We start from the raw sequence: 13,303 nt of genomic DNA, 5'->3' as shown, positions 1-13,303 counted from the left end.
GTCACTGCAGCGCAGAGTGATGCGCCAGATCAAAGAACAGCAGGGCCAGCTCACAACAAGCTGGCCTCTGCGGGATTATCCCTGCATTGCTACGCGCACGCGTTGCAGGTCTTCCGGGGTATCAACCCCCACGCTCGGCACGGTTTCCGCCACCGCAACGTGGATTTTTTCGCCGTACCACAACACACGCAACTGCTCAAGCAGCTCAATCTGCTCCAGCGGGCAAGGTGCCCAGGCAATGTAGCGACGTATAAAGCCTGCACGATAAGCATAGATGCCAATATGACGCAGTAGTGTATCGCCAGCCTGTTCACGCGATTTCGCGTAACGTTCACGATCCCACGGGATAGTGGCGCGTGAGAAATAGAGCGCATAACCCCGTGCATCAGTCACCACTTTTACCGCGTTGGGATTGAAGGCTTCTTCTGCATCGTGAATCGGCACTGCCAGGGTCGCCATCCCCGCTTCAGCCTGAGCCAGATTCGCCGCGACCTGACGCACAATGGCAGGCGGGATCATCGGCTCATCGCCCTGGACATTGACGATAATGGTGTCATCCGGGAACTGATATTTTTCAATCACTTCTGCCAGACGCTCGGTACCGGAATGATGGTCAGGGCTGGTCATGCAGACCTCACCACCGGCGGCTTCGACGGCGGCGGCCACGTCCGGATGGTCGGTGGCAACAATGACACGATCCGCACCGGATTCACGTGCACGCTCCATCACATGCACCACCATCGGTTTACCGAGAATATCCACCAGCGGTTTACCCGGCAGACGCGTTGAAGCATAACGCGCCGGAATAATGGCGACGAAACTCATGGATGGATCTCTTCAACTGACAAGGTGCGCGCTTCGGTTTCCAGTAATACTGGAATGCCATCCCGCACCGGGAACGCCAGCCCATCAGGTTTGCAGATCAACTCCTGCTGCTCTTTGTTGTAGTACAGTTTTCCATTGCAAACCGGGCAAGCCACAATCTCAAGTAAACGGTGATCCATAATATCCTCCAGTGGATCGATGCGTCAGGCGATTAGCATACCATAGCGCAGCGCCAGGCAACGTGCCGCAATCCACTACTCGGTTAATATCCAGCGATCTGACCAGGCGGCGCGTAATGCTGCCGGAACCTGCTCGATCACCACTTCACTGGCACCCTGCCAGTGCGCAAATCGCGAGATGGCGCGCTGTACATCGCTGATAAAGCCAGCCGTCACACGCACCCCCTCTTCCAGCCAAAATGATCGGATCACCAGTTGCTGCGCCTGGCGATCCATTTTCGCATCCAGACGCCCTTTCAGGCTGCCGCGATGCAAAACAGGCAACACGAAATAACCGTATTTACGCTTCTCTGCCGGGGTATAGCATTCGATACGGTAGTCAAAATTGAACAGTTCCAGCGCGCGGCGGCGATCCCATACCACCGGATCAAAAGGCGACAGCAGCGCGGTATGGGTCGCAGACTGCGGTTGCTCCAGCTGTGGCAAGAGATCGCGATGCAACCACATGTCGCCCAGCTGCTCAACCTGCACCGGCACGATGTCACCCCGCTCCTCAGCCTCCGCCAGCCAGGGTTGTAACGCTACGCGTTTCAGACGGTAATAATCTGCCAGCCAGGCGGGACGGAAAATCCCCAGGCTGCGCGCGCTGTGGTTCAGCATGCTTATCACCGCATCGTCTTCACTTAGCGCGTGCTGCCCATCATCCCAGTCCGGCATCACACGCTGTTGCAGGTCATACACCCGCTGAAAATTACGCCGCTCCACTACCATCAGCTCACCGGCACTGAACAGATTTTCCAGATGACGCTTATGCGGCTTCCACGCCCACCAGCCTGGTTTACTCTGTTTATCCGCCACAAAATCGGCGGCGCGTACTGGCCCGTTGGCATTGATATGCTCCAGCAAGTCCGCAATTTCCTGCTGATGATCCGCTACCCACTGCGCATTGTATTTCCAGCCCAGACGCGAAGGATCCAGCATGCGATGGCGCAATAACGGATAATCTTCGCGGGGAATAAAACAGGCTTCATGCGCCCAGTATTCAAATAGCGCCCCCGCTGCCAGCGTCTCTTCCAGCCAGTTAATCGGGTAATCGCCCAGCCGACTAAACAACACCAGATATGGGCTACGCGCCACGACATTGATGGTATCGATTTGCAGCAGCGACATCTGCCGAATGGTGGCGTGAATATCGGCAAAACGCGCCCGGCGTTTCGGCGGCCTGAGCAGGCCCTGGGCGGCAAGATGGAGGTGACGGGCAGTGGCTAAAGAAAGGGAATCCGTGTGGGTCATGACTCAGTTTCCCTCCAGAAACTAGCGCGGCTGTGAATTGCGCGCTGTGAGACAAAGTTGCGTGATGTCATCCAGCAGCACGGGTAGCGCCGCCCCGGACAGATGGGCATCAACGGGTAAATACCACCAGTTTTCGCCGGCAAAAGCCCGGCACTTAACGGCATCTTTCTCCGTCATCAACAGACATTGGCCCTTCTGGATCAGGCTGTTCAGTTCCGCCTGGCTATAGGCATGATGATCGGCAAAGGCAACTTCGGCAACTGGCTGTACTCCCTGTTGTTTCAGGGTAGTGAAGAAGCGTGGTGGATGTCCGATACCGGCCATCGCCACCACCGGTGGCAGTTGGTCCAGCGTGGTGCTTTGTCCCGTGACCAGGTTAATGGCGAGGCCGGGTTGCAGCGTCATGGCAATTTCCCGGCCCCTGGCCTCACCGCCATTGACGATAACCGCATCAACCTGCTCAAGACGCGAAGCTCGCTCCCGCATCGGCCCGGCCGGTAACCACCAGCCATTACCAAAGCGACGTACGCCATCGACCACCACCACCTCACGATCGCGCTGCAAAGCATAGTGCTGCAAACCATCGTCGGTGATGATCACATCCAACGGTTGCTGGGCCAGTAAGGCTTCAACGGCAGCACGCCGCTGCGGGGCTACCGCCACCGGTACCTGAGTACGTTGCGCTATCAAAACCGGCTCATCGCCCGCCTGCCCGGTGGGCGTTTCTGCGCTGACCAGCAATGGATAGCTTTCTGCTTTACCACCGTAACCACGTGAGACCACACCCGGACGCAGGCCACGTTGTTGCAGTGCCTGCACCAGCCAGATAACCACGGGCGTTTTTCCGTTGCCCCCTGCCGTCAGGTTGCCAACAACAATCACCGGACAGGGCGCGCGCCAGCTTTTACGCCAGCCGCGCTGGAAACTGAGGCGAATCAGCCAGCTGATTGCCCCATACAACAGACTGAGCGGCCACAACAGCAGCCATAATGGCGATCGCCCACTCCAGATGCGTTCAATCATTGGCCAAACTGGAGCTTGTGAAGTTGAGCATAAGCACCTTTCTGCGCCAGCAGCACCTCATGCGTACCCCGCTCAACGATACGGCCATCTTCAACCACGACGATTTCATTGGCTTTTTCGATGGTCGAAAGGCGGTGCGCAATCACCAGTGAAGTGCGGTTTTTCTGCAACTCGTCCAGTGCCGATTGAATCGCGCGTTCGGACTCGGTATCCAGCGCCGAGGTGGCTTCATCGAGGATCAGGATCGGACAATCACGCAGCAAAGCACGGGCAATGGCAATACGCTGGCGCTGACCACCGGAAAGCAATACCCCATTTTCACCGATAACTGTATCGAGACCGTTATCCATTTTCTTAATGAAATCCATGGCATGGGCCATCGTCGCCGCACGCTCAATCTCTTCACGGCTGTATTGTTCATTGCGCGCGTAAGCGATGTTGTTGGCAATGGTGTCATTAAACAGATGCACGTTTTGCGACACCAGCGCCACCTGATTACGTAATGTACTCAGGGTGTATTCACGCAAATCGTAACCATCCAGCAGGATTTCACCTTGCTGGATATCGTAAAAGCGGGTCAGCAGGCTTGCCATGGTAGATTTACCAGAACCGGAGCGGCCAACCAGCGCCACCGTTTTGCCCGCAGGTAGCGACAGATTGATGTCGCGTAACGCCGGAATATCACGGCCTGGGTAGGTAAAGGTGACGTTGCGAAACTCGACATCGCCTTTAGCACGGGCCAGTTCACGCTTACCGTTATCGCTTTCCTGCTCGCTATCGAGAATGCTGAATAACGTCTGGCAGGCAGCCATACCACGCTGGAACTGCGCGTTAACGTTGGTCAGGGATTTCAGCGGACGCATCAGCGCAATCATCGAGGAGAACACCACGGTGATGGTACCGGCGGTTAACGTCGCCATAACGCTTGGGAAGCTGGCGGCATACAGCACGAACGCCAGAGCCAGAGAAGCAATCAGCTGAATAACCGGATCAGAAATAGACGAAGCGGATACCAGCTTCATACCCTGCTGACGCATCTTATTGCTGACACGCGCGAAGCGTTCAGATTCCACTTCCTGACCACCGAAAATCAGCACTTCTTTATGCCCTTTGAGCATCTGTTCTGCGCTGGTGGTCACCTGCCCCATGGTGTTCTGCATGGTTTTGCTGATATTACGGAAGCGTTTTGAGACGTTACGAATCGCGAATGACACAATCGGCGCCAGCAGAATGAGGATCAAAGACAGCTGCCAACTGTAGTAGAACATCATAATGAACAGGCCAATGATTGACGCCCCTTCACGCACCACCGTGACCAGCGCACTGGATGATGATGAAGCAACCTGTTCAGAATCGTAAGTAATACGGGACAACAGCGTACCGGTAGATTGCTGGTCGAAGAAGGCAACCGGCATCCCCATCATATGGCTAAACAGGCGACGGCGCATATTCATCACCACATTGCCTGAAACCCATGAAATACAGTAGCTTGAAATATAGCTGGTCACGCCGCGGATAAGCATTAAGCCAATTACCGCCAGCGGCATCCACAGCAGTACGGATTTGTCAGCTTTACCGAAGCCATCATCCAGTAAAGGTTTCAACAGGGAGAGCATTAAAGTATCGCCTGCCGCATTGAGTATCAGCGCCACAGCAGACACGAATAAGCCAGCTTTGTGGGGCGCAATCATCGGCCAGAGTCGGCGAAATGTCTGCCACGTTGAGAGATCTTTGTCTTGATGCATCATTTATTCACGCTGTTTGAAATAGCCGCTCATTCTACCTGGATTCACGTTTGACGCCAAACCACTGATGATACCAGCGGGGCATTATTTGCTCTCTTAAACCCTTAATCTGCCAATCACCTGCATTAATCGCGATATTAATCTGTCCTGATTGCGCAGTGTCATACCAAAGATATCCATTCTGGCGGTAAGCATCGACTACCGTTTTTGCCGGCATTCGCCAGGCGTTGTAACGCGCCACCGAGGCAATCGCTACCCTGCCTGCGACATTGCGTAACAGCAACGCACTGGAGGATGTGCGGCTGCCATGATGGGGCACTTGCAGGATGGTCGAGGCCAGCGCCTGCTTTTGCTGCGCAACCAATTGTCTTTCCGCTTCCAGCTCAATATCCCCGGTTAACAGCAGGCTGACTTTGCCATCATCAACGCGCACCACACAGGAATCATTATTTTCTCCCCGGATGGCCCCACGAGGTGGCCATAACACGTTAAAACGCAGCTTACCCCAATGCCAGACTTCCCCCTGATAGCAAGGGAGATGATGAGTCTCCGGCAGCGCGCTGCGCACCGGTGTCTCTGGCTTGGCTGCAACGATAGAGTCAAGACCGCCACGATGATCCAGATGCTTGTGACTCAACACCACCGCGCGGAGCGTTATGTTTTTACGCTGCAACCAGGGAAGTATGACACGATTACCGGCATCGCCCTGGTTCCAGCGTGGCCCGGTGTCATACAGCACCGCCTCATCCCCCTGGGTGATAACCACCGCCAGCCCATGGCCCACATCGATCATGTCAATTTGCCATTCATCACGTGGTGAATTGCTACGCCAGATCAATAGAGCAACCGCGATGCTGCAACACTGTACAGGAGCGCGATAAAGAATCCCGCTGCGCCAGGCAACTATCCCGCCCCATAGCACACCCATCGCTGGCAATGCCTCTCCCCAGGCCAGCCAGCCTGGAGGAAGCCACGCCAGCCCCTGCATCACCTTATGAACCGACTGGTCAGCCAGCCACCATAAGCCGCCGGACAATGATGTAACAGGAATCAGCATCGCCAGTAAGATTAGCGGCACGGAGATAAAAGAGATGACTGGCACCGCCAGCAGATTTGCCAGCAATGCACTGAGACTGATGCCCTGAAACAGAAATATTTGCAGTGGTGCCATCAATAACATCATGCCCAACTGCAAATGCAGCAGCTGCAACACTATCCAGCGACGCCGGGTGCGGAGACCCACCGGCAACGCGAACCAGTGATACCAGATGAGCAATACCGCCACCGCCAATGCTGAAAGCCAAAAACTCTCTGATAACACGGTGAGAGGATCAACAAAGAGCAGCAGCCCAACGCATAATGTCCACACCTGCCAGCCACTTAATTGCCAGCCTGCAATGCGTAACAATATCCAAAGCGTCAGAGCCAGCATCGCCCGTTGCGCAGGAGGATGGCTGCCGGATACCCAGCAGTAAATTGCCGCCGTTAACCCACTCGCTATCAGAGGAAATAAATAATTAATGCGCCTGGCGGGGAAAAAAAACTGCAGCATGCGTGCAAGTATCCAGCCGACACTCGCTGCCAGCGCGATATGCATACCCGAAATAGCCATCAGGTGCGCGGTTCCCGTCTCGCGCAATAGCCGCCGCTGTTCTTCGGTCATCGCATCGCGTATCCCAAATGCCAGAGCCTGAACAATGGCTGGGGACTCCATCTGCGCAAATGCAGGTAAGTGATATTGAATCAGGCGAGATCGCCAGCTACATGTCTTGTTCACTTCCTGACGCCGGATGATGGATCCCTGCAACGGCGTATGTTGTGCTACGGCAAAACGTTGTAAATCAAACTCCCCCTCATTGAGCCGGGCATGCACAGGACGTAAGCGAAGCTGCATCTGCCAGCGCTGTCCTGCGCAGAACGGTTCTTCCTCGCCATTGTCGTTGAGCGTGGCGAATAACGGGGGAAACTGATAACGCCCATCAATTTGCAGCAGTTGGATCTTCAGCTGTTTGTTGTCTTCCCGTACATCGGTGACCCGCACAGTCGCGCTTACCGGCGCCCTGGTCAGAAGGTCAATACTGGCAGTCATCTGCCGTGCTTCGGACAGCGCCCACAGCATCAGTAGCAAAAAGGGGGCGGCAATACGCAATGAAGTGAACGGCTGCAACCTTAGCAACAAAGCAGCTACGGCTATCGCCGCCAGGATGCCGTTACCCGGCAGTTGTGGCAAAAAAACTAAAGGCAACGCAGCAGGGATCATTAATCCTGCCAGCACAATCCATGTGGTCGGCATCTTTCTTCTCCATGAAAGGAGAAAACAGAGTGCCAGAACTGGCGGTTTTTCTGTTGAAATGAATGGGGGATTTCTGCGTCAGATTACGGTAAATCGTCGTGTTTGCAGCGGTATTACATCTTTTCTGAAGCCCGCTCGCCGGAGCCGGGGGCGTTCAGGCAAAAAAAAACGACACCAGAAGGTGTCGTTTTCAATGTTCGGTAACGGCTTAGCCGTAAATGTTCGCACGGTCACGCAATTCTTTGCCCGGCTTGAAGTGGGGAACGTATTTACCTTCCAGATCCACTTTGTCACCCGTTTTCGGGTTACGTCCGGTGCGCGGTGCGCGGTAGTGCAAAGAAAAGCTGCCGAATCCCCGGATTTCAATGCGCTCGCCCTGTGCCAACGTTGTGGCCATATGCTCGAGCATCTCTTTGACCGCATCCTCAACGACTTTCGCCGGAATATGAGTATGCTGGCCAGCAAGTCTTTCAATCAGTTCTGACTTGGTCATGTAACCTCCGGTTAATCCCTGTTTGGAAAGGTATGACAGCTTTTACCGAAACCGGGCAGCTTACGCCACCCGGTGCCTCGGGTCGATTACTCGCCTTTAGCCGCTTTGAACGCTTCAGCCATAGCGTTAGAGAAGTTGCCTTCTTCCTGTTTGGTGTTAACAGTGTTGATAGCTTCTTTCTCATCAGCCTGGTCTTTCGCACGGACAGACAGACTTACAACGCGGTTCTTACGGTCAACGCCGGTGAATTTAGCTTCAACGTCGTCACCAACACTCAGAACCAGAGTTGCGTCTTCGATACGGTCCAGTGAAGCTTCAGAAGCGCGCAGGTAACCTTCTACGCCATCAGCTAATTCTACTGTAGCACCTTTCGCGTCAACTGCAGTGACTTTACCAGTCACGATAGCGCCTTTCTTGTTCAGGGTGATGTAGTTGTTGAACGGATCTTCAGCCAACTGTTTCACGCCCAGAGAGATGCGCTCACGCTCTGCATCAACCTGCAGTACAACGGCAGCGATTTCGTCGCCTTTTTTGTACTCACGAACGGCTTCTTCGCCAGTCGCGTTCCAGGAGATGTCAGACAGGTGAACCAGACCGTCGATGCCGCCGTCCAGGCCGATGAAGATACCGAAGTCAGTGATTGACTTGATTTTACCTTCAACGCGGTCACCCTTGTTGTGGGTCTCAGCGAACTGCTGCCATGGGTTAGATTTGCACTGCTTCAGACCCAGGGAGATACGACGACGCTCTTCGTCGATGTCCAGAACCATAACTTCAACCACGTCGCCCACGTTAACAACTTTAGACGGGTGGATGTTTTGTTGGTCCAGTCCATTTCAGAAACGTGTACCAGACCTTCAACGCCTTCTTCGATTTCTACGAAGCAGCCGTAATCAGTCAGGTTGGTAACACGACCGGTCAGCTTGGTGCCTTCCGGATAGCGCTTAGCGATAGCTACCCACGGATCTTCGCCCAGCTGTTTCAGGCCCAGAGATACACGGGTACGTTCGCGGTCGAACTTCAGCACTTTAACAGTGATTTCGTCGCCCACGTTGACGATTTCGCTCGGATGCTTAACGCGTTTCCAGGCCATGTCAGTGATGTGCAGCAGGCCGTCAACGCCGCCCAGGTCCACGAATGCGCCGTAGTCAGTGAGGTTCTTAACGATACCTTTGACTTCCATGCCTTCCTGCAGGTTTTCCAGCAGCTGATCACGTTCAGCGCTGTTTTCAGATTCGATAACTGCGCGGCGAGAAACCACCACGTTGTTACGTTTCTGATCAAGCTTGATTACTTTGAATTCAAGCTCTTTGCCTTCCAGGTGCAGAGTGTCGCGAACCGGACGTACGTCTACCAGTGAACCCGGCAGGAACGCACGAATACCATTCAGCTCAACAGTGAAGCCACCTTTAACTTTGCCGTTGATAACACCGGTAACAGTTTCAGCGTCTTCGTAAGCTTTTTCCAGCGTGATCCAAGCTTCGTGACGTTTAGCTTTTTCACGGGACAGCAGGGTTTCACCGAAGCCGTCTTCTACTGCGTCCAGAGCAACGTCAACTTCGTCGCCCACCTGGATTTCCAGTTCGCCAGCTGCGTTCTTGAACTGCTCTGCAGGGATTGCAGATTCAGATTTCAGACCCGCATCAACCAGGACTACGTCTTTGTCGATAGAAACAACGACGCCACGAACGATGGAACCCGGACGGGTTTCGATTTCTTTCAGGGACTCTTCAAAGAGTTGAGCAAAAGATTCAGTCATATTGATAATCTTCAGGATTCTTCAATTTAACGTCCACCTGACGTCATTGTCGGATGGGGTTGTTTCACATGCCCGGCACCGGATCCGTGGTACAGGGTTATAACAATTCGGTTGCCGAAAAGATTAAATGCCCAACTTCTTGCGGGCATAATCAAGTGCTTTTTCAATCACTTGCTCAATGGACATACTGGTTGAATCCAGCACCAGAGCATCATTTGCAGGCACTAAAGGGGCGATGGCGCGGTTACGATCGCGGTCGTCGCGTTCCTTTATCTCGGCTAAAAGGCGATCAAAGTTAACACTAAAGCCCTTCTCCTGCAACTGTAGCATACGGCGATGAGCACGCTCTTCTGAACTCGCATCAAGAAAGATTTTTACTGGCGCATCCGGGAAGACGACGGTTCCCATATCGCGACCATCAGCAATTAATCCGGGTTCCTCACGGAACGCGCGCTGGCGACGCAACAGCGCCTCACGCACACGCGGAAAGGCAGCCACCCGCGACGCCGTGTTGCTCACTTCCTGAGTGCGAATTTCCCCAGTGACATCTTCCCCTTCAAGGATCACTTGCATCTCACCCTCAACGGAGAGAAAGCGCACATCAAGATGCGCAGCCATCGGTACCAGCGCTTCTTCAGACTCAATATTCACCTGGTGGTGAAGCGCAGCCAATGCCAGTACGCGGTAAATAGCGCCAGAATCCAGCAAGTGCCACTGCAACGACTCCGCCATCGCTTTGCACAAGGTCCCCTTCCCTGCACCACTGGGCCCATCGATGGTAATAACCGAGGCGATTGCCGTCATTGTCTTCTCCTGTTGCTGGATGCGTATTTTCAGCCTGCATGGCTGTCTGGATTGCGCGGCATTATACGCTGCCCGCGCCAGGTTCGTTACCCCTTAGCGCAGACAGTGTTATAAATTTGAACAGAATCGGAGGAATTTGCGGTGACTTAAGGCCAATTGAAAGTAGAGTTGCCCGGTATCTGATGTACCGGGTAACTCCGCATCAGGCCTCGTGACTAATTTTCGCCAGCTGCTGGAAATAGTCGGGGAAGGTTTTCGCCGTACATCCCGGATCCAGGATGGTCACTGGCGTGTCCGACAGCGCCACCAGCGAGAAACACATCGCCATACGGTGGTCGTTATAAGTCCCGATGTCCGCATGCTGCAACTGAGACGGCGGCGTGATACGAATAAAATCGTGGCCTTCTTCAACTTCAGCGCCGACTTTACGCAATTCAGTCGCCATCGCTGCCAGACGATCCGTCTCTTTCACTCGCCAGTTGTAGATGTTGCGCATCAGGGTGGTGCCCTGGGCAAACAACGCCGTGGTAGCGATAGTCATGGCGGCATCGGGGATATGGTTCATATCCATATCGATGGCATTCAATGCACCACGCGTGCAGGCGATGTAATCATCCCCCCACTCAACCACTGCGCCCATTTTCTCCAGCACATCCGCAAAGCGAATATCGCCCTGCACGCTATTACGACCAATGCCGGTGACACGCACAGTGCCGCCTTTAATCGCGGCTGCCGCCAGGAAATAAGACGCGGATGATGCATCACCTTCCACCAGGTAATCACCCGGTGACTGATACTGCTGCTGACCTTTGACGACAAAGCGCTGGTAATTCTGGTTATCAACTTCAACACCGAAGCAACGCATCAGATGCAAGGTAATGTCGATATACGGCTTCGATACCAGTTCACCTTTGATGGTGATGGTGGTGTCCTGCTGGGCCAGCGGAGCAGTCATCAATAACGCCGTCAGGAACTGGCTGGAAACGCTGCCATCGACACTGACGTCACCGCCATTGAAACCACCATTAAGGCGCAAAGGTGGATAGTCCGTCTGCTCCAGATAATCAATTTTCGCTCCGCCCTGACGCAGTGCATCAACCAGATGTCCAATCGGACGTTCCTTCATACGCGGTTCACCGGTCAGCACAATGGATTGCTGACCCAGGCACAATGCCGCCGCCAGAGGACGCATGGCCGTACCTGCGTTGCCGAGAAACAGCTCCAGCGGTTGGTCTGAATGCAAAGGGCCAGCGTTGCCGGTCACGATGCAGACCGTGCGGTCCGCAGACAGTGTGTAGCTCACACCCAGCGCTTTCAGCGCGTTAAGCATATGCTTCACGTCATCGCTATCCAGCAGGTTGGTGAGGCGCGTGGTGCCTTTAGCCAGCGCAGCCAGCAGCAGTGCGCGGTTAGAAACGCTTTTTGAACCCGGTAAGTTTACCGTGCCATCAACGCGGGCAATCGGTTGTAAAGTCAGGGAGTCCTGCATGTGAAACCAAATCTCCAGAAAAGACGAGACCCCGTCCGAAAACGGGGCCTGAAACCAGTCAGACTGGTACTAATAAATCATCAGCCGTGGCGACGTTCAAAATCGACCATAAAGTCAGTCAGAACTTTAACACCTTCCAGCGGCATCGCATTGTAGATGGAGGCACGCATACCGCCAACCACGCGGTGGCCTTTCAGCGCATGCAGGCCCGCTTTCAGTGACTCTTCCAGAAACACTTTGTCCAGCGCCGCATCCGCCAGCTGGAAAGGTACGTTCATACGTGAACGGTTTTCAGCGGCAACGTCGTTACGATAGAAGTTGCTGTTATCGATCACGCCGTAAAGCAGGTCCGCTTTCGCCTGGTTCAGCTTGTCCATTTCTGCAACGCCACCCTTCTCTTTCAGCCATTTGAACACCAGGCCGGAGAGATACCACGCGAAGGTTGGTGGGGTGTTAAACATGGAATCGTTTTCAGCCAGCACCTTGTAATCCAGGATGGAAGGCACATAGCTGTGCGCTTTACCCAGCAAATCTTCACGCACGATAACCAGAGTCAGGCCAGCCGGGCCGATATTTTTCTGTGCACCAGCATAAATCACACCATAACGGCTGACATCAATCGGACGAGACAGGATGGTTGACGAGTAGTCAGCCACGACAACTTTGTCACCAAAGTCCGGCTGTTCATCAATCGCGATACCGTCAATGGTTTCGTTCGGGCAGAAGTGGACATAAGCCGCATCATCGCTCAACTGCCATTCACGCATTGGCAGAATGGCACGTTTGCCGTCGCGGGTGGTTTTTACATCGATGGTATTCGGCGAGCAGAATTTCTCAGCCTCTTTGATGGCGCTGTGCGCCCAGTAACCGCCATCGATGTAATCTGCGCTTTTCGCTGCACCAAGCAGGTTGCCGGGGATGGCAGCAAACTGTGCACGCGCGCCGCCATGACAGAATAAAACTTTGTAGTTGGCGGGGATTTTCAGCAGATCGCGAAAGTCCTTCTCAGCCTCTTCCGCTACCTGAATAAACTCTTTACTACGGTGACTGATTTCCATCACCGAGGTGCCTAACCCGTGCCAGTTTGTCAGTTCTTGTTCTGCACGACGGAGCACTTCAACCGGCAGCATCGCTGGACCGGAGCTAAAATTGTAAACCTGCGTCATTTCCCCTCACCACTGTCATATCGAACGGTTATGAATACCCTACCGGTTTTATCATTGCCTCCGGGTGGCTGCAATCACTAATCCATCCGCGATCACATTTCCAGAGCCAGCCCGGCGACAGCTTATGTCATAAATGCAATCCGCAATGGAATATTGTGAGGTTTATCGGCGAAGTAAAATCGGATGACAGCCAGCACACCTGAAGCCTGTAATATGCGGGTATAGCGCTGGCCG

Annotated in this window: 10 protein-coding genes and 1 pseudogene; all 11 read right to left on the bottom strand. The window is 54.1% G+C overall.

The features are described 5' to 3' along the window. Nucleotides 1-75 precede the first annotated feature (75 nt). Nucleotides 76-825, bottom strand: coding sequence for a 3-deoxy-manno-octulosonate cytidylyltransferase (gene kdsB / locus HA50_RS06760; protein WP_084873708.1), 750 nt, complete (start codon nucleotides 823-825; stop codon nucleotides 76-78). Next, nucleotides 822-1,004, bottom strand: coding sequence for a Trm112 family protein (locus HA50_RS06755; protein ID WP_084873707.1), 183 nt, complete (start codon nucleotides 1,002-1,004; stop codon nucleotides 822-824). Before HA50_RS06755 ends, kdsB begins: the two co-directional genes overlap by 4 nt. Before the next feature lie 75 nt (nucleotides 1,005-1,079). Then, nucleotides 1,080-2,297 carry a winged helix-turn-helix domain-containing protein gene (locus HA50_RS06750; RefSeq protein ID WP_084873706.1) on the bottom strand — a complete coding sequence of 406 codons (1,218 nt, stop codon included), beginning with the start codon at nucleotides 2,295-2,297 and terminating at the stop codon, nucleotides 1,080-1,082. Between the two features lie 21 nt (nucleotides 2,298-2,318). Further along, nucleotides 2,319-3,320, bottom strand: coding sequence for a tetraacyldisaccharide 4'-kinase (gene lpxK, locus HA50_RS06745; RefSeq protein WP_084873705.1), 1,002 nt, complete (start codon nucleotides 3,318-3,320; stop codon nucleotides 2,319-2,321). Further along, nucleotides 3,317-5,065 carry a lipid A ABC transporter ATP-binding protein/permease MsbA gene (gene msbA / locus HA50_RS06740; RefSeq protein ID WP_084878385.1) on the bottom strand — a complete coding sequence of 583 codons (1,749 nt, stop codon included), beginning with the start codon at nucleotides 5,063-5,065 and terminating at the stop codon, nucleotides 3,317-3,319. The genes lpxK and msbA overlap by 4 nt, the downstream gene beginning before the upstream one ends. 34 nt (nucleotides 5,066-5,099) lie before the next feature. After that, nucleotides 5,100-7,358 carry a DNA internalization-related competence protein ComEC/Rec2 gene (locus tag HA50_RS06735; RefSeq protein WP_084873704.1) on the bottom strand — a complete coding sequence of 753 codons (2,259 nt, stop codon included), beginning with the start codon at nucleotides 7,356-7,358 and terminating at the stop codon, nucleotides 5,100-5,102. A 208-nt stretch (nucleotides 7,359-7,566) separates the two neighbouring features. Further along, on the bottom strand, nucleotides 7,567-7,851 hold the full coding sequence (ihfB, locus tag HA50_RS06730; RefSeq protein ID WP_003849360.1) for an integration host factor subunit beta: 285 nt from the start codon (nucleotides 7,849-7,851) through the stop codon (nucleotides 7,567-7,569). An 86-nt stretch (nucleotides 7,852-7,937) separates the two neighbouring features. Next, nucleotides 7,938-9,610: pseudogene (gene rpsA, locus HA50_RS06725) on the bottom strand (30S ribosomal protein S1). Nucleotides 9,611-9,733: 123 nt separating this feature from the next. Beyond that, a complete protein-coding gene (gene cmk / locus HA50_RS06720) occupies nucleotides 9,734-10,414 on the bottom strand; it encodes a (d)CMP kinase (protein ID WP_084873703.1) in 681 nt (226 codons plus the stop codon). Between the two features lie 202 nt (nucleotides 10,415-10,616). Next, nucleotides 10,617-11,903 carry a 3-phosphoshikimate 1-carboxyvinyltransferase gene (aroA, locus tag HA50_RS06715; RefSeq protein WP_084873702.1) on the bottom strand — a complete coding sequence of 429 codons (1,287 nt, stop codon included), beginning with the start codon at nucleotides 11,901-11,903 and terminating at the stop codon, nucleotides 10,617-10,619. Nucleotides 11,904-11,983: 80 nt separating this feature from the next. Then, nucleotides 11,984-13,069, bottom strand: coding sequence for a 3-phosphoserine/phosphohydroxythreonine transaminase (serC, locus tag HA50_RS06710; protein WP_084873701.1), 1,086 nt, complete (start codon nucleotides 13,067-13,069; stop codon nucleotides 11,984-11,986). Between the last annotated feature and the right edge of the window lie 234 nt (nucleotides 13,070-13,303).

Origin of the sequence: Pantoea cypripedii, from assembly GCF_002095535.1 — a bacterium.
GTDB classification, from domain to species: domain Bacteria; phylum Pseudomonadota; class Gammaproteobacteria; order Enterobacterales; family Enterobacteriaceae; genus Pantoea; species Pantoea cypripedii.
Note: the sequence above shows the minus strand (reverse complement) of the source record. Positions and strands in the feature narration are given on the sequence as shown.